The sequence below is a fragment of the Tepidibacter aestuarii genome (assembly GCF_934924865.1).
GTDB lineage: Bacteria > Bacillota > Clostridia > Peptostreptococcales > Peptostreptococcaceae > Tepidibacter_A > Tepidibacter_A aestuarii.
This window is the reverse complement of sequence record NZ_OW235315.1, coordinates 3,032,111-3,052,756: the sequence shown is the minus strand read 5'-3', so window position 1 is coordinate 3,052,756 and position 20,646 is coordinate 3,032,111. Positions and strand designations below refer to the sequence as shown.

Annotated in this window: 19 protein-coding genes; 14 read left to right on the top strand and 5 right to left on the bottom strand. The window is 29.4% G+C overall.

Going from position 1 to position 20,646, the window contains the following annotated elements:
* Positions 1 to 155 precede the first annotated feature (155 nt).
* From M2214_RS14845 to M2214_RS14835, 3 genes are read left to right on the top strand one after another with little or no spacing between them, the layout of a single operon-like run.
* Positions 156 to 1,148 carry an ABC transporter substrate-binding protein gene (locus M2214_RS14845; protein WP_248480478.1) on the top strand — a complete coding sequence of 331 codons (993 nt, stop codon included), beginning with the start codon at positions 156 to 158 and terminating at the stop codon, positions 1,146 to 1,148.
* Positions 1,149 to 2,048 (top strand): ABC transporter permease, encoded by a 900-nt coding sequence (locus tag M2214_RS14840; protein WP_248480476.1) that lies wholly within the window; start codon positions 1,149 to 1,151, stop codon positions 2,046 to 2,048.
* Complete coding sequence (locus tag M2214_RS14835) at positions 2,011 to 2,805, top strand: ABC transporter ATP-binding protein (protein WP_248480474.1); 795 nt, start codon at positions 2,011 to 2,013, stop codon at positions 2,803 to 2,805. The genes M2214_RS14840 and M2214_RS14835 overlap by 38 nt, the downstream gene beginning before the upstream one ends.
* Here the strand turns inward: M2214_RS14835 and M2214_RS18205 are convergent.
* The gene (locus M2214_RS18205) at positions 2,802 to 2,936 is read right to left on the bottom strand and encodes a hypothetical protein (RefSeq protein ID WP_256466686.1); all 135 of its coding nucleotides are present in this window, start codon (positions 2,934 to 2,936) and stop codon (positions 2,802 to 2,804) included. The genes M2214_RS14835 and M2214_RS18205 overlap by 4 nt on opposite strands.
* A 231-nt stretch (positions 2,937 to 3,167) precedes the next feature.
* On the opposite strand from M2214_RS18205, the gene M2214_RS14830 reads away from it, so the two are divergent.
* Positions 3,168 to 5,315 (top strand): bifunctional diguanylate cyclase/phosphodiesterase, encoded by a 2,148-nt coding sequence (locus tag M2214_RS14830; RefSeq protein ID WP_248480472.1) that lies wholly within the window; start codon positions 3,168 to 3,170, stop codon positions 5,313 to 5,315.
* Positions 5,316 to 5,389: 74 nt separating this feature from the next.
* On the opposite strand, the gene M2214_RS14825 is transcribed toward M2214_RS14830, so the two are convergent.
* The 3 genes from M2214_RS14825 to M2214_RS14815 form a co-directional block, all read right to left on the bottom strand.
* Positions 5,390 to 6,811, bottom strand: coding sequence for a copper amine oxidase N-terminal domain-containing protein (locus tag M2214_RS14825; protein WP_248480470.1), 1,422 nt, complete (start codon positions 6,809 to 6,811; stop codon positions 5,390 to 5,392).
* 168 nt (positions 6,812 to 6,979) lie between these two features.
* The gene (locus M2214_RS14820; protein ID WP_248480467.1) at positions 6,980 to 8,707 is read right to left on the bottom strand and encodes a methyl-accepting chemotaxis protein; all 1,728 of its coding nucleotides are present in this window, start codon (positions 8,705 to 8,707) and stop codon (positions 6,980 to 6,982) included.
* A gap of 514 nt (positions 8,708 to 9,221) precedes the next feature.
* The gene (locus M2214_RS14815) at positions 9,222 to 10,271 is read right to left on the bottom strand and encodes a MerR family transcriptional regulator (protein ID WP_248480465.1); all 1,050 of its coding nucleotides are present in this window, start codon (positions 10,269 to 10,271) and stop codon (positions 9,222 to 9,224) included.
* 193 nt (positions 10,272 to 10,464) lie between these two features.
* On the opposite strand from M2214_RS14815, the gene M2214_RS14810 reads away from it, so the two are divergent.
* The 10 genes from M2214_RS14810 (at position 10,465) to M2214_RS14765 (ending at position 19,770) form a co-directional block, all read left to right on the top strand.
* Positions 10,465 to 10,956: a MogA/MoaB family molybdenum cofactor biosynthesis protein gene (locus M2214_RS14810; protein ID WP_248480463.1), complete on the top strand. Its 492-nt coding sequence runs from the start codon at positions 10,465 to 10,467 to the stop codon at positions 10,954 to 10,956.
* 9 nt (positions 10,957 to 10,965) lie between these two features.
* Positions 10,966 to 11,556, top strand: a complete 591-nt coding sequence (gene mobA, locus M2214_RS14805; protein WP_248480461.1) for a molybdenum cofactor guanylyltransferase — start codon at positions 10,966 to 10,968, stop codon at positions 11,554 to 11,556.
* A gap of 56 nt (positions 11,557 to 11,612) precedes the next feature.
* Positions 11,613 to 13,751: a formate dehydrogenase subunit alpha gene (gene fdhF / locus M2214_RS14800; protein ID WP_248480459.1), complete on the top strand. Its 2,139-nt coding sequence runs from the start codon at positions 11,613 to 11,615 to the stop codon at positions 13,749 to 13,751.
* Between the two features lie 19 nt (positions 13,752 to 13,770).
* Positions 13,771 to 14,952, top strand: a complete 1,182-nt coding sequence (locus M2214_RS14795; protein WP_248480457.1) for a molybdopterin molybdotransferase MoeA — start codon at positions 13,771 to 13,773, stop codon at positions 14,950 to 14,952.
* 24 nt (positions 14,953 to 14,976) lie between these two features.
* Entirely contained in the window at positions 14,977 to 15,519 is a 543-nt protein-coding gene (locus tag M2214_RS14790) for a 4Fe-4S dicluster domain-containing protein (RefSeq protein ID WP_248480455.1), read from the top strand.
* An 18-nt stretch (positions 15,520 to 15,537) separates the two neighbouring features.
* Complete coding sequence (locus M2214_RS14785; RefSeq protein ID WP_248480453.1) at positions 15,538 to 16,911, top strand: [FeFe] hydrogenase, group A; 1,374 nt, start codon at positions 15,538 to 15,540, stop codon at positions 16,909 to 16,911.
* Positions 16,911 to 17,468, top strand: coding sequence for a 4Fe-4S dicluster domain-containing protein (locus M2214_RS14780; protein WP_248480443.1), 558 nt, complete (start codon positions 16,911 to 16,913; stop codon positions 17,466 to 17,468). Before M2214_RS14785 ends, M2214_RS14780 begins: the two co-directional genes overlap by 1 nt.
* Before the next feature lie 404 nt (positions 17,469 to 17,872).
* The gene (gene moaA / locus M2214_RS14775) at positions 17,873 to 18,826 is read left to right on the top strand and encodes a GTP 3',8-cyclase MoaA (RefSeq protein ID WP_248480434.1); all 954 of its coding nucleotides are present in this window, start codon (positions 17,873 to 17,875) and stop codon (positions 18,824 to 18,826) included.
* 2 nt (positions 18,827 to 18,828) lie between these two features.
* Positions 18,829 to 19,293, top strand: coding sequence for a cyclic pyranopterin monophosphate synthase MoaC (gene moaC / locus M2214_RS14770; protein ID WP_248480421.1), 465 nt, complete (start codon positions 18,829 to 18,831; stop codon positions 19,291 to 19,293).
* 24 nt (positions 19,294 to 19,317) lie between these two features.
* Positions 19,318 to 19,770, top strand: coding sequence for an MOSC domain-containing protein (locus M2214_RS14765; RefSeq protein WP_248480419.1), 453 nt, complete (start codon positions 19,318 to 19,320; stop codon positions 19,768 to 19,770).
* 56 nt (positions 19,771 to 19,826) lie between these two features.
* Here the strand turns inward: M2214_RS14765 and M2214_RS14760 are convergent, their stop codons facing one another.
* Complete coding sequence (locus tag M2214_RS14760) at positions 19,827 to 20,564, bottom strand: NADPH-dependent oxidoreductase (RefSeq protein ID WP_248480417.1); 738 nt, start codon at positions 20,562 to 20,564, stop codon at positions 19,827 to 19,829.
* Positions 20,565 to 20,646 lie beyond the last annotated feature (82 nt).

The following is a 20,646-nucleotide window of genomic DNA, read 5'->3' as shown; positions in this document are numbered from 1 at the left end:
AGATTAGTAGAAAAGTAGTTTGGTAGTATAGTAGATATGTAGAATGGTAGGTATGTAGGGTAGGTTTATTAACTTTGTTTAAAAACTCTCATACGAGAGTTTTTTGTTTTTGTATTAAAACAATATTACAATTTAAAATTTAGGAGGATGGTAGCATGGTAGGAAAAAAGAACTTTAAAATCGTTGTTTTACTTATCTTATTAGTTGTATCTTTAGTAGGATGCAAGTCAGTGGACACTTCAAAGGGTGACAAAATCAAAATTGGAATAACTCAAATAATAGAGCATCCAGCTCTTGATCTAGCGAGAGAAGGATTTATAGAAGCTCTTAAAGATAATGGATTTGAGGATGGGAATAACATAGAAATAGACTTTCAAAGTGCTCAAGGAGATATACCCACATCTCAAACTATAGCACAAAATTTTGTATCTCAAAATAAGGATATGATATTTGCAATAGCAACCCCATCAGCTCAAAGTGCATTCAATTCTACAAATGAAATCCCTATACTAATAACAGCAGTAACAGATCCTGTAGAGGCAGGAATAGTAAAATCTATTGAAAAAACACAGACAAATGTAACAGGAACTAGTGATATGACTCCTGTTGATAAGCAGTTTGAACTTATCAAAACTTTAGTTCCAAATGCTAAAAAAATAGGAGTTATATACAATACAAGTGAAATAAATTCTAAAATTCAAATCGATATGGCTAAGAAAGAGGCTAAAAAGAATGGATTTGATATAGAGGAAGTTGGAATAAGTAGTGTTAATGAAGTAGCTCAAGCCATGGATAAATTGACTCAAAGCGTGGATGTTGTATACACTCCAGCGGATAATTTAGTTGCATCATCAATGAGCTTAATAGCAAATAAATGCAATGAAAAAAATATACCTATAATAGGTGCAGAGGAATCACACGTAAAATTAGGTGCTTTAGCTACACAAGGAATAGACTACAAGCAGTTAGGATACGAAACAGGCCTTATGGCTATTGAAGTTTTAAATGGTAAAAAACCTCAAGATATGAGCATCGAATACATTAAAAATACTACTCTTGTTATAAATGAGAAAGTAGCAAAAGATCTAAATGTACAAATACCAAATGGCTTAAAATCAAAGGCACAGCTTATAGAGGGGGAAAATTAAATGGACTTAATTATAAGTATACTCGAGCAGGGCTTAATATTTTCTTTAATGGCCTTAGGAGTGTATATAACATACAAGATACTAGATTTTCCTGACTTGTCAGTAGATGGAACATTTGCTCTTGGAGCATCTGTTACAGCAGCTCTTTTGGTTAAAGATATAAACCCAGTTGTTGCAACGTCTATATCTATTATAGCTGGGTGCATAGCAGGAATTGCAACTGGAATACTTCATGTTAGATTTAAAATAACTAACTTACTATCAGGTATATTAGTTATGACAGCTTTATACTCTGTAAATCTTCGAATAATGGGAAAGTCAAATATCCCATTATTCAATCAAAACACAGTATTTAATATAAATATAGAAACTATATATATAATAGCTATAATAGCTTTTTTAGTGAAAATTCTGTTAGATCTTTTTCTTAGAACAAAACTTGGTTTTGCTTTAAAAGCGTGTGGAGATAATGAAAGACTTATAACATCTCTTGGCATAGATATAGGGAATATAAAAATAATAGGACTTATGGTATCAAATGGCTTAGTAGCATTTTCAGGATCACTACTTGCTCAATACCAAGGATTTTCAGATGTTACAATGGGAAGTGGCATTATAGTTATGGGTCTTGCATCAGTAATATTTGGAGAGGCAGTTTTAAAAAAATTCTCATTTATCAAAACTACTACAATGGCTGTTATAGGGTCTATTTTATATAAATTAAGCACGGCTCTTGCCTTAAAGATTGGGTTTAATCCAACAGATTTAAAATTGATAACAGCATTAATAGTAGTAGTTGCTATAGCTTCTAACAACGCTAGATTTAAACTAAATCTAAACTTTATAAAAAGAGGTGAGAGAAATGATTCAAATAAAGAACTTATCCAAAACATTCAATAAAAATACTATAAATGAAAAGCAAGTATTTGATAAATTATCACTTGATATAGAAGACGGTGATTTTATAACTATAATAGGAAGTAATGGAGCTGGAAAATCAACTCTTTTAAATATGATATCAGGAAGTTTAGATAAAGATAGTGGGATCATAAATGTAGATGATAAAGATATATCAGAGCTTAAAGAATACAAACGATCAAAATTTATAGCACGAGTATATCAGGATCCAAGCTTTGGAACATCTCCATCAATGACTATACTAGAAAATTTATCTATGGCTATGAATAAAGGAAATAAATTCGGATTATCAATGGGTATTTCAAAAAAGAATATAGATTATATTAGAAAAATATTGTCGGAATTATCATTAGGACTTGAAGATCAACTTAATACTAAGGTATCTCTTTTATCGGGAGGTCAAAGGCAGGCACTATCTCTTATAATGGCAACTATAAAAAATCCGGATATACTATTATTAGATGAACATACAGCAGCCCTTGATCCTAAAACTTCTCAAAGAATAATAGAGCTTACTGAGAGAATAGTAGAAAGAAAAAAAATTACAACTCTTATGATAACTCATAATCTAAATCATGCTATATCTATGGGAAATAGACTTTTGATGATGCATGGGGGAAAAGTAGTTTTAGATATTAAAGAAGATGAGAAGAAAGGTTTGAATATAGATAAGCTTTTATCATATTTTGAAAAAATACAATCTAGGGATGGGCTAAGTGATAGAGTGGTATTTTCTTAAAATATATCTACACAAAACATTATGAATTCTTTTATGTTAAACCATATATTGACATTAATTTGATTTTTAGATATAATCAAATTAGCTGTATCTAACTTATAAAAAGTGAAAAATGAAAAAACTTTATTCATGTAAAATAGAATAAATATAACTGATAAATCAAGATCGTTGTTTATAAAAGTAAACTTAACAACACGAACGTTTTTATTTTAAAAATACTAAAAGGCATCTATCACCAATAGATGTCTTTTTTTAGTAAATAAAGATAAAAAATAATTATAAATTATAAATGTAAGAAAGTGATCAAAAGTTTAAATTTTACAGCTAATAAAATAAAAAAGCATAGAAGGAGAGATAAAAATATGGATAAAAAAATAAAGATATATAACAAATTAAGTAGTTCTATTAATCAAAAAAACAATCCTTTTTTTATTTTAAAAAATCAATGTATTACTAACTGTAATAATTTAGCTTTAGATTTATTTAATAATTATCCTTTAGCTATAGCAATTATAGATAACAACCATAAAATAATAGACATTAATGAAAATTTCACTAAATTATTTCAGTATGATTTTAGTGAGATTAAGAATAAAAGAATTGAAGAAATTATATATAAGGAAGATATTTATGATAGTGATTCAGATAATATAATAAATCAAGGTCCAGTAATAAGAAAAAGAGTTAAAAGAAAGAGAAAGGACAATAAAATTATAGATGTAGATATAATAGCATATCCCATAATAATCTATGGAGATAAAATTGGAATATCTGTAATATACACCGACGTAACAAAGAAAATTAAATATGAAAAGCAATTAAAATTATTTGAAAAAGCATTAGAGAATAATACGGAAGGAATTGTTATTACTGATAAATACGGAAATATAGAATGGGTAAATAATGCATTTACTCAGATAACAGGCTATAAAAGTAGTGAAGTTATAGGTGAAAACCTTACAATATTAAAATCTGATAAATGTGAAAATGAGTGTTATAAAGAAATATTGGAATGTATACTAACTAAAGGTAAATGGACAGGTGAAATATTAAATAAAAATAAAAGTGGAAAAACTTATAATCAGTGGATAACTATATATTCTATTAAAGATGAAGATAATAAGACTACTCATTTTACAGGAATAATTAGGGACATAACTGATAAGAAGGAAAATGAAGAAAAAATTGAATATATGTCATTTAGAGACAGTATTACTGGTCTTTACAATAGAACTTTTTTTATAGATAAGCTAGATAGTGAAATATCAAAAAATACTAATAAAAATTTAGCAGTTCTATATTTAGATTTAGACGACTTTAAAAGGATAAATGATACCTTGGGCCATTCGGTTGGAGATAAGGTTTTAAAGGAATTTTCAATGAGAATTCAAAAATGTGTTAGAGATATAGATACAGTTGCTAGAATAGGTGGAGATGAATTTATTATACTAATGCCACAATTGGAAAATAAGATGATATATATAAATATAGCAAATTCTATTGTTAATTCTTTAAGGGAACCTATTATAGTAAATCAAAAAAAATTAGAAGTTTCAGCTAGTATAGGAATATCAGAGTACCCCAATAATGGAAAAGATGCTGAAACATTAATGAAAAATGCTGACATAGCAATGTATAAGGCAAAAGAAAATAAAAACGTTCATGAAAAACGCATCAGCTTATTTCACTCTAATATGAACAATCAAATAAAAGAAGATTTTGAATTATCTAATCATTTGAGATATGCTATAGAAAAAAATGAGTTATTACTATACTATCAACCGATAATAGATATTAGTACGCAAAAAATAATTGGAGCAGAAGCCTTACTTAGATGGAAACATCCTAAATTTGGATTCATATCTCCTGAAAAATTTATACCTATAGCTGAAAAAAATGGACTTATAGACAAAATTGGTACATGGGTACTTAAAAATGCGTATAGACAAAATAAAGAATGGCATGATAAAGGATATTATTTTCTAAAGATCTCAGTGAATATATCAGTAAATCAATTAAAACAAAAGAAATTTCCTCAATTAGTTTCTGATATTCTAAAGGAAATAAATCTTGATCCAAAGTATTTAGAATTAGAAATAACAGAAAGTATTTCTGCTCAAAATATATATAATATTGAAAAGATATTACATAATTTAGAAGAATTAGGGATAAGTCTTTCTATTGATGACTTTGGGACAGGTTATTCTTCTTTAGGGCAGCTGAAAAAATTACCTATTTCTAAATTGAAAATTGATAAAAGTTTTATTAATGATATTGATAATGAACATAAAAATACGGAAATACCTTTAGCAATTATTACAATGGCAAAAAGTTTAAATATAAAAGTTGTAGCAGAAGGTATTGAAACAAAAGAACAGTTAGAATTCTTAAAAGAGAATGAATGTGAATTTGGGCAAGGGTATTTGTTTAGTTGTCCTGTTGATAGCACTTCATTTGAAAAGATATTATCAATGGAAAATTCAAAACAAATTAGCAAGGTATTAATTTAAGGTTTATAATAAAAAAGATGCTTATTAAAATCTAATATTTTAACGAGCATCTTTTTTATTAAATTATATTACTTCTAGTAATTTTTAAAAGTTTCAGAATCAATTGTATCAGAGTCAGCGGGTATATCTATTTTAATAGAATCGCTATTTATATCACTTACAGTTGAGTTTAATTTAAACCCTAAATTGAACTTCCCTTGTTCATCAGAGTTAATGTCAAGATTCATATCAAGAGTTTCATCTGTAACATAATCATCTTTTACATTAATTGTTAAGTCATAATTAAATTTAAGAGTATCTTTTAACTTTATAAAATCAGCGTCTTTAGTTAAATCTTCATCTGAGTATTTTGAAGACATATCCATTATTAAATTTATATAATCATCTGAATCTATTTTTAAAGTATATGTTTTAGTATTTCCTGATTTAGATAGCTTAAAGTTATCGTCACCTAAAAGTTTTGGAACAATTTCATAAATCATTGAAGTACTTTCATAAGTTTTAGTATTTATATTTGTAGTAGGATTTTTGATTGATTCATAAAGAACGTCAATTGGTTTTGAATTATCAGATTTAATCATTTCTCTCATTTGACTAAAAGCTATCATATCTTCTTCAGACATATCAAATTTTACCCACTTATCGCCTATATTTAAAGCTTTTAAATTTTCAACTTTATTAAATAAATCTGATTGTATGTACATAGATTTTTCACTTAACAATAATTTTAGATTGATATCATCTAGATCTTTAAATCCTAAATCTTCATTTTTTAAGAATTCTTTTATCATTCCTTTAGCTTTTATATTCATGTCTATTAAGATATTATCATTATTTATGGAAGATGTAGAAGTAACATCGAATCCTCCTTGAATTGCGCCAAACATCATCAAAGCTGAATAGTTATCTATAGAGTTCATATTTGGAGTTGATTTAAAATCTATACTAAAGTTACATTTTGAAACTGCTGTATTAGGTTGCTTATATCCTGTGTTTAAAAATTCATAAAAAGCTGGTGTTTCAGATTTTAAAGTCTCATCTAAAGATTTAATTATCTCATTATAATCTATTATAACTACAGTTCTTTTAAATTCATCCCATCCAACCTTTGTATCAAATGCCTCTGATACAAATCTAACAGGTATTAAAGTTCTGCCGTTTATAATTTTTGGTGATTCATTTAATGTTACTTCTTTTACTTCACCGTCTTTTTCAATTTTAGCTGAATTATTATCAACTTGAAGAGTTGCTACAGTACCATCTTTCTTCGCTATAACAGTTCTAGTATCTGCTATATACTCGATAGATCCACCTAGTTTTTCTACTATATTTCTTGCTGGAAGAAGAGTAGTTCCATTGATGATTTGAGGAGCTACATCAAAAGTTAAAATTTCTCCATTTAATTGAACCTTTATGTCATTAGTTTCAGCAAAGCCTGTTAATGTCAAACTAAATATCAGAATAAAAGTTAAAAGTATACTAATTCTTTTTTTCATAATATCCTCCTTTATAATGTAATTAGCAATATATTATCAAAAAAAACAGAAAAAGTAAATAATTCGACGAATTAAAAATAATGGGTCACAAAGCCTAATATAATGTATCAAAAATAAAAGCCATGGCAAATACCACAGCTTCTTTTGTGTTGAGTTTATGTTTTTATATTAAACTTTAAATACTTTAACCGATTCTGACAACATATTTGACATATTACTCAATTCTTGTATTGATGAAGCAACTTCTTCTATACATGCAGTTTGCTCTTGAGAAGATGCACTAATTTGCTCTGTAGCGGCTGAGGATTCTTCTGCTACTGATGATATATTTTCTATTGAATTTAATACATTATCTTTATCTTTTTCAATATAGTTAATATCATCAGTTAATAATTTTATTTGTTTTGTAACATTATCTGCTGATATTTTAATTTCATTAAATACATCTTTAGTTTGTTTAAAATAATTATTTGTACTATTAACTATATTTTTAGAATTATTCATAACATTATTTGTATTGTCTATTACTTGTATTATCTTATCTATAATATTTTGTATTTCTTCAGTTGACTTTGAAGATTCATCTGCTAGTTTTCGTATCTCTTCAGCCACAACTGCAAATCCTTTACCATGTTCTCCGGCTCTGGCAGCTTCAATAGCAGCATTTAAAGCCAATAAGTTAGTTTGTTGCGATATTGATTTAATTGTTTCTATTATCATACCTATAGATTTTGATTTCTCTGCTAATTCTTCTATACTATTTCCAACTATCATTGTAGCTTGAGTAGTTTCCTTAAAACTATTATCAAGTTCTTCAATAGAGGTTATACCTAATTCATTTTTCTCTTTCATATTTGCAGTATAACTAACCGTTGATTTTAATTTTTCACCCATATTTTCTATTTTTTTAGCTAGATTATTAGTTATCTCTACACAGCTATTAGTTTCTACAGCCTGATCATTTGCACCAGAAGCAATTTCTTGAACTGTTTTTGAAATTTCTTCACTTGATACACTTACTTCTTCAGTAGATGATGCTATTGATTCAGATGTATTATCTAACTTTATAGATGTATCTTTAATGTTACTTATTAAAGTTCTAATGTTTTCAGCCATGGTATTGAAACTATTTGTTAATAAACCAATTTCACCTTTATCTTTAATATTAATATTATTAATGCTAAAATCGTAGTTGGCAATTTTGTTAGCTACTTGAGTTAAATTTATTAGTGGCTTTGATATACTTCTTGAAAATATAACTCCGAATATTATTGCTAATATTGATAATACTATAGCTATTATGAAAATAGTGGATTTAAATTCTTGAAACTCTTTATATTCATCAGCTACATTATAGTCTACGCCTACAAAGCCTACTATATTATCATTTATATCTTTCAAAGGATAATATGCAGATAAAAGTGCACCATACTGATCAACTAGTATTTTATTGTCTATATGCATTTTTCCTTGCATAACATCTTCAAAACCTGGATAATAAGTATCTTCTATTTCTCCAATTTCTGTTGCTTCTTCACTATCATAATCTGCACTTTCTATTACATAAACATATTCACCATTTTCATTTTTTCTCATTACATACAAATATTTTGCTCCAGCTATATTTCTAATATTATTAAGACTTTCTCCCATTTTATTAAAATATGGTTTATCCATATCTTCTGCCGTTTTTAAATCTTTAAGTTCTTTTATATCAATAGTTTTAGCAGCAACTTCTACAATTTTAGAAGCTTTTTTACCCACATTATTAACCAACATATCATAGCTTTTAAAATATATTATACTTGATAATGTAGAAACAATTAATAAAATACTTATTAAAAATGCCAAACAAATTTTAGTTTGTAATTTTTCTTTATATGGTATTTTCAGCATTATAGCGTTTCCCCCTTTTTTACAGTTCTCAAATCTCAATACTATATTTCTCCATCTTAATTTTGTTAGTTGCAATATATAAATACATTGAATTATATAGTTTTTTACAAAAAAAAACTAACTATAATTGTATCCAAAAGCTAAAAGTTATAAAACTCCATTTTCTTAAGGCTGGAGATAAGAACTTAACAGGTTATGGATTAGCTCAACTAAAAATTCAGTTGGAGTAAAAACTTCATCTGAATTAAGTTTCGCTTTAATATAGTTAGGTGGTTACGCCACTACATCAGTACGGTATAAGGCGTCCAAATTTAACCATACGTCACTTGTTCTAACAACAAATAAATTCAATTTATTTCATCTTCTGAAAATTAAATCAACTATTCCATAATATAATATCACAAAATTTTACATTATGTCACTAAGAGTTACAAGAAAATAAGAACTAGATTTAAATTCTAGTTCGTACTTTAATTTAAAATATTGAGTTTTTTATTACGAACTTTTTTTCATTTTAGTTGCTACATACTTCAACTATATAATTAAGTTTATCTATCTTAGTATAATTAATATACTTATTATATTTTTCAAATTCAATTTTAAGAAATTCGATATTTGAATAATACTCGTCTTCAATTTCATTTACTTGATCTCTTGATAGAGTTTTAAAAATCTCATTTTTACTCAATTCATTTTCAAACATCAGATCTCCGATAATTATTTTTCCGTCTGATTTAAGAACTCTTAACATTTCTTGAATTGCAATGATTTTTTCTTCATCATTTAAATGATGAAAGGCATAAGTTGATACAATTGAATCGAATATATTGTTTTCAAAAGGTATTTTTAGAAATTCGCCTAGTCTTAGTTTTAGCTCTGGAAATTTTTGTTTTGCTGTATTTAACATTTCTCTTGATTGGTCTATTCCTGTAATATCATAATTTTCATCTAAGAATACTTTAGATAGATTACCTGTTCCAACCCCTATTTCAAGAAATTTAGAACTGATTTTCAAATTCTTTGTACTTTTAACAAAAACTTCATGCAATACTTTATCGTAGTTTTTATATATTTGAAGGATTGTATTATCTTTTTTTACAAATTCATCATATGATTTAGACCAATCATCGAAATTCCATCTATCACTCCAATTGTTTTTTAGATTATTAATGTGATTGAGCTTTTTAACAGATTCTATTATGTAATCTGTATAATTATTTTTATCTGATTCGTATATAGAGTCCATTATATCTTCTAGAGATGTTTTGATTGTTCTTATTTTTTGCATTTCATCATTTATGATTTTCCATTGTTTATAAAAATGATTTATCATATTATCTTTAGAACATTTTTTCATTAAATTTTTAATATCTTCTATAGATATGTTTAAAGTTCTATATGTTAATATCAACTGCAATTTAGCCAAATCTTCTTCAGAGTAGATTCTGTAGTTATTATTAGTTCTAATTGGATGTATCAATCCTTTTTCTTCATAAAATCTTATCTTGTTACTTGATATATTTAAAGTGTTAGATATTTCTTTTATCGTATATTTTTTACACATATTATCACTCCTTATAATTAAAAGTATAAACCTTAGCCCTAGGTTAAGGTCAATAATGAATTAAGAAAATTAAAAATTTAATCGCGATCATTAAAAAGGAATTCGATATATTTTTATTGAAGTTATATATATCGAATTTAGTATATATTTGTGGTAATATTATTGAAACAAATATATTAGGGGGTGACTTCGAATGTTTAATGTAGGTATAATTACTGCGAGCGATAAGGGGTACATAGGAGAAAGAGAAGATGAAAGTGGAAAGCTAATAGAGGATATAGTTACTAAAAATGGATATACAGTTGGGAAGTATGTAATTCTTCCTGATAAAGAAGATGCTCTTTTTAATGAAATGGTACATATGAGTGATGATCTCAATGTAGACTTAATCCTTACGACTGGTGGAACTGGATTTAGCAAAAGAGATGTTACTCCAGAGGCTACACGTAAAGCTGTAGATAGATTAGCTCCTGGGATATCAGAGGCTATGAGATATTATAGTCTTTCAATAACTAAGAGAGCTATGTTATCAAGAGGGGTAAGTGGTATAAGAAATGAAACTCTTATAATAAATTTACCTGGAAGCCCTAAGGCTGTTAATGAATCTCTTGAATACATTATAGATAGTATTCATCATGGACTTGAAATACTTAAAGGAAAAACAGGTGAATGTGCTAGAAAATAGGTGGATAATATGAGCAAATTTAAAACCGCAGTAATACTAGCGGGTGGAAAAAGCTCTAGGATGAAATTTGACAAGCAGTTTTTGAAAATAAATGGTGTAAGGTTAATAGATTATTTAATAGATAAATTGAAGTTAGAGTTTGAAGAAATAATAATAGTAACTAATAAAAAAGAGTTTTACAAAAATTGTAAAGTTAAAATAGTAAGTGATGAAATCAAAGATAAAGGGCCTTTAGGGGGGATACATAGAGGTCTAAAAGAAGCTTCTAGTGAATATGTATATTTTATAGCTTGTGATATGCCTACTATAAATTTAGATTATATAAGATATATGAAAAGTATGATAAAAGATGCTGATGCATGTGTAACAAAATCTCAAAATCATATAGAGCCACTTAATTCTTTTTATAATAAAAGAATAGTCAAAGATATTGAAAAATATATTTATGAAGATAAAAGATCTTTGTTCTTATTTATAAGTAATATAAATACTATATATATTAAGGAAGATAAAGCGAGAGGCTTTAGCCCTAACTGGGACATGTTTAGAAATTTGAATACACAAGAAGATTTAACGACTGATAACAATTGGAGCCTATAAGTTAAAAATATCTTATAGGCTCTTTTTTAAAATAAAAGTTATAAGGGGGATATTGTATGGAGCAAAGAGTATTAACTGTATGTCCTTACTGTGGTGCAGGGTGCCAAATGTATCTTGTAGTTAAAGATGGGGAAATAGTAAGGGCTGAACCTGCAGATGGAAGAACAAATGAAGGAAACTTATGTCTTAAAGGACATTATGGATGGGATTTCTTAAGAGATCCTCAGTATCTTACAGCTAGAATTAAAAAACCTATGATTAGAAGAAATGGAGAATTAGAGGAAGTTGAGTGGGATGAGGCAATTGATTATGTAGCAACAAGACTTAATCAAATTAAAAAAGAATATGGTCCAGATTCTATAATGGGTACAGGCTGTGCAAGAGGACCTGGAAATGAAGCAAATTATATAATGCAAAAGTTTATGAGGGCAGCTATAGGTACTAATAATATAGATCACTGCGCACGAATCTGACATGCGCCATCAGTAGCCGGTCTGGCTTACAGTTTAGGTAGTGGAGCAATGACTAATTCAATAAATGAAATAGAAGATGCAAGCTTATTATTTATATTTGGATATAATGGAGCAGATTCACATCCGATTGTCGCAAGAAGAATAATAAAAGCTAAGGAAAAGGGAGCAAAGATAATAGTTACAGATCCTAGAATTACCGAATCAGCTAGAATTGCTGATATGTGGCTACCTATAAAGGGTGGAACTAATATGGCGCTTGTAAATGCATTTGGAAATGTTTTAATCAATGAGAATCTTTATGATAAAGAATATGTAAAAAATCATGTAGATGGATTTGAGGAGTACAAGGCTTTAGTTGAGAAATATACTCCAGAATACACTGAGAAAATAACAGGAGTTAAGGCAGACGATATAAGAAAGGCTATGAGAGAATACGCTAAGGCAAAGGATAGTATGATACTTTATGGTATGGGAGTATGTCAGTTCTCTCAAGCTGTTGATGTTGTTAAAGGACTTGCATCACTAGCACTTTTAACTGGAAACTTTGGCCGTGAAAATGTTGGTATAGGTCCTGTACGTGGTCAAAACAACGTTCAAGGGGCTTGTGATATGGGAGTTCTTCCGAATGTATATCCTGGATATCAAAAGGTAACTGATGATAAGGTTAGAGAAAAGTTTGAAAAAGCTTGGGGAGTTAAGCTTTCTAATAAGAATGGATATGCTTTAACAGAGGTACCTCATCTAGCTTTAAATGAAGATAAAATTAAAGCGTATTATATATTTGGAGAAGACCCAGTTCAAAGTGATCCTAATTCTTCTGAGGTTAGAGAAGCACTTGATAAGATAGATTTTGTTATAGTTCAAGATATATTTATGAATAAAACAGCTCTTCATGCAGATGTTATACTTCCTGCTACTTCGTGGGGAGAACATGAAGGGGTATATACTTGTGCTGATAGAGGGTTCCAAAAGTTTAATAAAGTTATAGAAGCTAAAGGAGATGTTAAGCCTGACTGGCAGATAATTTCCGAGATTGCAACTAAGATGGGGTATTCTATGAGTTATGAGAACACTAATGAAATTTGGGATGAGATGAGAAGTTTATGTCCAAGTTTTGCTGGTGCAAGTTATGAGAAGATTGAAAAGTTAGGCGGAGTTCAATGGCCTTGTCCAAGTGAAGATCATAATGGAACTAAGTATTTATACAAGGGAGATAAATTCTCAACACCTAGTGGAAAAGGGAATCTATTTGCAAGCCAGTGGAGAGCACCTAAAGAGCTTCCAGATGAAGAATATCCACTTAGTCTTTCAACTGTTAGAGAGGTTGGACATTACTCTGCTAGAACTATGTCTGGTAACTGTAGGGCATTAAAAGAGCTTGCGGATGAGCCAGGATATATTCAGATGAGTTTTGAAGATAGTGAAAAGTTAGGTATAGAGGACGATGAATTAGTAAGAGTAAGTTCAAGAAGAGGAAGCGTTATGACTAGAGCTTGTGTTACTGATAGAGTGAAAAAAGGTTCTACTTTTATGACTTATCAGTGGTGGATAGGTTCTTGTAATGAGCTTACTATAGATAGTTTAGATCCTGTTTCTAAAACTCCAGAATTTAAATACTGTGCAATAAAGGTTGAAAAAATACACGATCAAGAAAAAGCTGAGCAGTTTATAAAAGATGAGTACAATAGAATAAGAAAAAATATGAGGGTTGTAAAAATTTAAGTACGAGAGGGTAGTCAATATGATAAAACCGGATGAAGCAATTGATATAATAATTGAAAATACTTCGTTATCCGATATACAAACGAAGAACATATTAGATTGTATGGACTTTGTATTAGCAGAAGATATTTACTCAAGTGAGGATTTGCCTTCTTTTGATAAGTCTGCCATGGATGGATACGCTATTAAAATTAATGATGAAAAAGAGTTCGAAATAATAGGAACTATAAAGGCTGGAGACTATTACAATGATGAACTGCAAAGTGGTAAGACGTTAAAAATAATGACTGGGGCAGCATTTCCAAACGGTGCTGACTCGGTTATTCAAATAGAGAAGGTAGATGTAAAGGATAATAAATTAATAATACATGATGAAGTTGAGAAAGGTCTTAATGTAATAAAAAAGGGATCACAGATAAAATCAAATGATTTGGTTTTAAAGAAAGGAACTGTTATAAGACCATATGAAATAGGGTTATTGGCATCATTGGGATATGACAAGTTAAAAGTATACGGATCCCCAGATGTATCACTACTTATAACTGGAGATGAGCTTGTAGATATAAATGAGAAATTAGAAAATGGGAAAATAAGAAATAGTAATGGATACTCTCTTTTCGGATTAGTTAAGAGAAGTGGAGCAAATCCACTATCTATGAACATAGTAAAGGATAATAAAGATATATTAAAGCAAAGCATAATTGATGCATTTGAAAAGTCGGATATAGTTATAACATCAGGTGGCGCGTCTGTTGGAGATTACGACTTTGTAGAAGATGTATTAGAGGAGATAGGAGCAGATGTGAAGTTTAGAAAAATAAAGATAAAACCTGGAAAGCCATTAGTATTTGCAAAATACAATGAAAAGTTATTTTTTGGACTCCCAGGAAATCCTCTATCATCTATAAATGTATTTGAACAGTTCGTTCAAGCAGCTATATCTAAAATGATTGGGAAATCAACTGAGTATGATTATATAGATTTAATAGCTGGAGAAGATTTCAAAGACAAAAAAGGAAGAACTACATATTTTTATGTAAATATAAAAAAACATAAAGATAAATATTACGCATATAAATCTGGAGGACAGTCTTCTAATAGTTTAAAAACTATATCGAACTCAAATGGATTAATTGTAATACCTGAAAAAGTAGAAAATGTGAAAATGGGAGAATTTATAAAAGGAAGATTTTTAATTTAAAGACAATTGAAAGGTGGGGGGAGAATGAAAGAGAGTTTTAATACATTTGTTATAGCTGATCCAAGCAAATGTATAGGATGCAAAGCTTGTGAATTAGCTTGCTCTAGTGTGCATAATGAAGAAAATAATATAGGCTACACAGTAGGAACTATGACAACTCCTGTTATACCTAGATTATATCTTGTAAAGAATGAAAAGTTTTGTGCACCTATACAATGCAGACACTGTGAAGATGCACCTTGTGCAAATGCATGTCCTAACAAAGCTATAAAGCAAGAGGACAATACTATCTATGTAGATGAAAATTGCATAGGATGCAAGACTTGTCTTATGGCATGTCCAATAGGTGCCATAGAATTATTACCAGAGTACAAGAATGAAGATAAAGTAATTCAATTAGGACTAGAAGAAGAAAAAATGATAGCTTACAAATGCGATTTATGTAAGGGAAGAGATACAAAGGCTTGTATAGAAGCGTGTCCTCATGATGCATTAAAGCTTGTAAATATTAAAGAAGATAAAAAGAGCAAGAATATAAAGGCTGCACTAGGACTTATGAATCTTTAATTTAGGGGGGAAGAGGAGATGATAGTCAATATAGATAAAGAAATATGTACAGGATGTAGAAGATGTGCAAGTATATGTCCTGTTGATGCTATAGAAGGAAAACAAGGAGAAGCTCAAAGTATAAACGAGGATAAGTGTGTTATATGTGGGCAATGTGTACAAATATGTAGTGCTTATTTAAGCGAGTTTGAATCAGACACTACTCCTGTGGATAAAAAAATAAAGGAAAGAGGTATGCTTGAAACGGTTAAAGAACCTCTATTTGCAGCTTATAGTATGTGTGATGTAGAAAAGGTAAAAGATAGTTTAAGTAATGATAAACTTCATAAGGTTGTTCAGTGTGCGCCTGCAGTAAGAGTTGCTTTAGCAGAAGATTTTGGATTAGATTTAGGATCTTTAACAGATAAAAAACTTGCAGCAGTTCTTAGAAAAATGGGATTTGATAGAGTATATGATACTAATTTTTCAGCAGATCTGACTATAATGGAGGAAGGTACAGAACTTATTAAGAGGGTTACTGAGGGAAATGACCTTCCTATGTTCACATCATGCTGTCCAGCTTGGGTTAAATTTATGGAACAAGAATATCCAGAACTTTCAAACCATCTTTCAAGTTGCAAGTCTCCTCAGCAAATGGCTGGAGCTATATTTAAAACTTACGGAGCTGATATAGATAATGTAGAATCTAAAGACGTATTTAGTGTATCTGTAATGCCTTGTACATGTAAGAAATATGAATGTAATAGAGAAGAGATGAATAGCAGTGGATACAAGGATGTTGATGTAGTAATAACTACAAGAGAGCTAGCTTATTTAATAAAGGATATGGGAATTGATTTTAAGAATATAAAAGAAGAAAAATTCGATAACCCTCTAGGTGATTATACAGGAGCTGGAACAATATTTGGTACTACTGGTGGCGTTATGGAAGCTGCTATTAGAACTGGATATGAGCTTATTACTAAAGAAAGTATACCAAATATAGATATACACTCTGTAAGAGGAGAAAATGGAGTGACTAAATCTAGTATTGATGTAGGAAATATGAAATTAAATGTTGCAGTAGTATCAGGACTTGAAAATGTAATACCTATACTTGAAGATATAAAAAATAATAAATCAGATTTACACTTTATAGAGGTTATGACATGTCCAGAAGGGTGTATAAGTGGAGGTGGACAACCAAAGGTTATTTTAGATAAATATAAGAAAATGGCATATGATAATAGAAAAAAATCTATTTATACTCACGATGGGGAGTGTAAAGTAAGAAAATCTCATGAAAATAGTAGTATAAAAAAATTGTATGAGGAGTTTTTAAGTGAGCCACTTGGAGAAAAATCACATCATCTTCTACATACGGAATATGCATCGAGAAAGGAGAAATATTAATGAATACTTTTGTTATAGTAGATCCTAATAAGTGTATAGGGTGTAGAACATGTCAAATAGCTTGTGTTATTGCTCATTCTGATGAAGATATATTCAATCCAGAATGTAAAAATATATCGTTCAACCCAAGACTTAGTGTTGTAAAAACAGCTACGGTTAGTGCACCAATTCAATGTAGACACTGTGAAGATGCTCCATGTGCAAATGCATGTCCAAATGGTTCGATAGTAAACAAAGATGGAAGCATACAAATAAATGAAGAAACTTGTATAGGTTGTAAAACATGTCTAATGGCATGTCCATTAGGAGCTATTGAATTAGTTGATTATTATAAAGATGGAGAAAAGGTAGTTCAACCTAATTTAATAGACATGGATTCTAAAAAGTTGTGCTTTAAAGAGAGAATAATAGCTAATAAGTGTGACCTTTGTATAAATAGAGACAAAGGGCCAGCGTGTGTTGAAGTATGTCCTACTGACGCATTTAAGATAGTTAAGGATGAGGATATAAAACAATCTGTAAAGGATAAGAGAAAAAAGAGTGCATCTTTATTATAAAGTGAAACTTTAGATCAAAATAGGTAAGTACTTGAGAGAAAAATGATGCTTATTAAAATAACGCTGCTGTATTAAATATTTTAATAAAACTAAATATTGCGCCTTATTAAATATCCTAAAACTTCTGAACTCTCTTACGATCAGACAACGAAGTTTCTTGACGGATATTTAAACAGCGCAATCTAAGTTTTATAGAAAAATATTTAAATCATTCGCTAACATTTTAATAAGCATCATTTTTTAGTAATTTGATTAGAGCAAAATGAAATTCATCAAAACACATATTGTATATTAAACATCTTTATAAGTAAAAAATTTATATTGTTCTGTAATAAAGAATAGTATAAAAAGATGATATAATATTAATTAATAAGAGGGGAAGTCGTAATAGCGGGGGATTTTATATGATAGATTCGTACAATAGAAGAATAAATTATTTGAGAATTTCAGTTACTGATTTGTGTAATTTAAGATGTAGATATTGCATGCCAAATAAAGGTATAGATAAGATGAGTCACAGTGATGTATTAACACTTGAAGAGATTGAGACTATAGCAAAGGTTTTCGTAGAGTTGGGAGTAGATAAGATAAGAATAACTGGAGGAGAGCCCTTGGTTAGAAGAGGGATACTTGGTTTGATTGAGAATATAGGAAATCTTGAAGGAGTAAAAGATTTTGCTATAACTACTAACGCTATAATGCTTAAAAAATACGCAAAACAATTAAAAGATGCAGGGGTGAATAGAGTAAATATAAGCCTTGATACATTGGATGAAAAAAAATATGAGTATATAACTAGAGGTGGACAACTTAAAGACACTTTAGATGGAATTAAAGAGGCACAAGAAGTAGGATTAACTCCAATTAAATTAAATACAGTCTTGATCAGAGGATTTAATGATGATGAAATAGATGATTTAGTCAATCTTACTAATGATGGTATTGATGTAAGATTTATAGAGCTTATGCCAATTGGTGAAGCAAGGAATTGGGCTATTCATAATTTTATTTCTAATGAATATGTATTAGAAAAAGTTGAGAATCTAGAAGAGATAAAAAGAGATGATATAAACTCACCTGCAAACTACTATAAATTATCTGGTGCAAAAGGCAAGGTTGGACTTATAAATCCTATATCATGCAAATTTTGTTCTAACTGTAATAGAGTAAGGCTTACTAGTGATGGAAAGCTAAAACTATGTCTTCATTCTGAAGAGGAAATAGACTTAAAGACACCTATTAGAAATGGTGAAGATATAAAAACTTTAATAATAGATGCAATTTCTAAAAAGCCTAAAGAACATCACCTAGAGAATGGCGAATATATAACTAGAAATATGATAGCAATAGGAGGATAAGTATGGGGTTCACACATTTTAATGAGAGTGGAAGAGCTAAGATGGTAGATGTAGGGGGAAAGAATGATACAGAAAGAGTCGCAATAGCAACGGGAATAATACATATGAAAAAAGAAACTGTAGATAAAATAAAAGAGGGGCTTATTAAAAAAGGAGATGTTTTATCTGTTGCTCAAATAGGTGGTATTATGGGAGCTAAGAAAACATCTGATTTAATACCTATGTGCCACAATATATTTTTAACTGGAGCAAATATAGAGTTTAATGTATTAGATACAAGCATAGAAATACAAGCAATTGTTAAAACATATGGAAAAACAGGTGTTGAAATGGAGGCTTTAACTGCTGTATCTATGACTGCTTTAACTATTTATGATATGTGTAAAGCTATTGATAAGGATATGGTTATAGGGGATATAAAGCTTATCAAGAAAACTGGAGGAAAATCTGATTACACTAGAAAATAAATCATTTAATGGGGGAATTTTATTATGAATAAGTTTGGGAAAGTTATAGATATAAATATAAGTGAAAAAAAAGGTGTTGTAAAGCATCCGATACCAAAAGGGGAGTTTAGAGAAGATCATGGCCTTGTTGGAGATGCTCATGCAGGTAATTGGCATAGACAAGTAAGCTTACTATCTCAGGAGAGTATAGATAAGATGAAAGCATCTGGAGTAGAGGGACTTGAGAGTGGTAAGTTTGCAGAAAATATTACGACTGAAGGAATTGTACTTTATAAATTACCTGTTGGAACTAAGCTAAAGATTGGAGAGACTATTCAAGAGGTAACTCAAATCGGTAAGGAATGCCATGGCGGATGTGAAATAAGAAGATTAGTTGGAGATTGTGTAATGCCAAGAGAGGGAATATTTACGAAAATTATTAAGGGCGGAACTGTTAAATCAGGAGATATTATAGAAGTATTAATAAATGAGATCTAGTATATATACTAGATCTCATTTATTAATTTTTCAATTTCGCTTGAAAGCTTTTGTGATTATAAATTTTTGAATCCTTGCTTTTTAAGTGCATCGCTAACTTTTGGATAGTATACATGGTTATATACCCTTGATACTGTTTGAGACCAATTTCTAGAGTCTTCTCCATTAGTACGCTCTTTCATATAATTAGATACAGTCTCGTCATACTCTTTAACATTATCTATTAAATCATTATTATATTTTTCCTCATGATGTACAGCTTCTTTTGGGAATCTAGGTTTTAAATGAGAATTATCTTCTATATGACCTATAACGAGTCCGCATATAGGAAAAACATATGGGGGTAGTTCTAACAGTTCAATCAATTCATCTGGATTTTTTCTAACTCCTCCAATAGGAACAGTTCCAAGGCCAAGAGATTCTGCTGCTGTTATGGCATTTGACATGGCAATCCCAACATCAACAGCCCCAACTAATGTTGACTCTATATTATCTGTAATTACCATTTCTTGATTATTTAATTCTAAACCTAACTTAGCTCTATAAAAATCAGCGCAGAAAATAAGGAAAACAGGTGCTTGGTCTACCCATGCTTGATCTCCAACAAGATGGGCTATTTTCTTTTTCTTTTCTTCATCTTCTACACTAATAATACTCATTTGTTGTCCGTTAATAGAAGAAGGTGCAGCTTGTGCTGATTTAATAATTATATCTAAATATTCTTTTGATACAGAATCTTTTTTGTAACTTCTAATAGAACGATGATTAATTAAAGTTTCAATTACTTTATTCATTATAAACATCCCCTTAAAAATAGTTTACATATTAACTTATAATTTAATATACCCTGTATTGATTTTTAGAATCATAATTTTC